This is a genomic window from Haloferax sp. s1 (assembly GCF_058382125.1).
In genome coordinates this window covers 1-1219 of record NZ_JBZRPK010000128.1, presented here as the reverse complement: position 1 = coordinate 1219, position 1219 = coordinate 1, and the positions used below count along the sequence as shown (strand labels likewise).

Annotated in this window: 1 protein-coding gene; it reads right to left on the bottom strand. The window is 60.6% G+C overall.

Going from position 1 to position 1219, the window contains the following annotated elements; genetic code table 11:
• On the bottom strand, nt 1-1107 hold a 1107-nt coding region (locus QT222_RS00920; protein ID WP_491476002.1), incomplete at its 3' end, for a GAF domain-containing protein.
• Nucleotides 1108-1219: the final 112 nt, after the last annotated feature.

Below are 1219 nucleotides of genomic sequence, written 5' to 3'. Positions count from 1 at the left end.
CTGAAACTCCAGTTGAACGACCGTATCGGCCAGGAGTAGCTTCCTTCGCTCTACGGCGGTGATAGCCTGCCCCATGTGACGCCCCAGCGTCAACAACACGTCTTTCTCGGAGTCAGTCACGTTTGCCCGGTCGAGGGCGAGATAGAGGGCACCGTACGCAGTCTCGCCGTGTAGCAGCGGGACAATGGTAACTGCCCCGTTTGCGGTTCCCGTAGGCAGGTCAACAGCTGTAGTCGTCTGTACAGCACGGTTGTGGCATGCACGCTCGGCGTAATCCGTGCCCCGACTGGAGAGTGACTGACGGACTGCTTCGAGTGACGCCTCGTCGAGGCCGGCGGCGGCAGCGAGCGACACCCGCGCATCGTTTTCGTCCGACTCTATCCAGGCGAACTGATAGTGCTCCGAGTCACTGAATCGGTCACAGACCGTCTGTTCGACTTCGCTACGCGTGCTCACCGACGGGAGCGCCGAACCAACGCTTCGAACAGTCTCTACGACTTGCTGTAACCGGTCCGTCCCACCACGGTCGGAATGTCCGTTACTCTCGTCGGGCTCCGGCGAAAACGCGTCCAGTATTGTGTCCTCATCTGGGTCGTCGAGAAGCGGAGCGAGACTCTCTATCCGGTCCCACCCGCCGATGCTCATGACTACGGACGGGTGAACGCCGTCAGAGAGCAGTGTTCGGGCGAAGTAGCGTCGGAGGTCGCGCGTCGAGATGTCCGCAAGGCCCTCGTGACTGGTCTTTTCGGCGGCCCGCTCGCCAATCGAAGAGACGAGCATCTGCAGACGCCGTGGCGTGACGGGGAGCACTCGCTCCGTCTCGCCAGTGTCGTTGGCTCTGACGTACTTCCGAATGTCGTGTTCGACGTCGCTCGGCAGGTGCGCGTCTCGGCCGTCGGCCGGTACAGTGAGTAGATACAGGTCTGTTCCCCGGTGTATCCGCCGGGTGATGTGTGCGGGTTTGAGTTGGCTCATCTCGACCGGTTTGAGACCGACTTCCGCGCCTAATCGGAGCACGAGGTCCTCCCGGTACGTCTCGGTTGCCCGCCGCAGTCGCTCGTAGTCCCCCGCAGTCAACCACGTTGTACCGGACTCACTACGCCCCATTCTTTCGCTAACTTCGTCAAAGTCGAACTAAATCGTTCCGGTGGGAGGGATACTTTCGGTCCGTAAAAGAGGATTCTCCCCCGATAACACACGATTTCACACTGATAAGGGG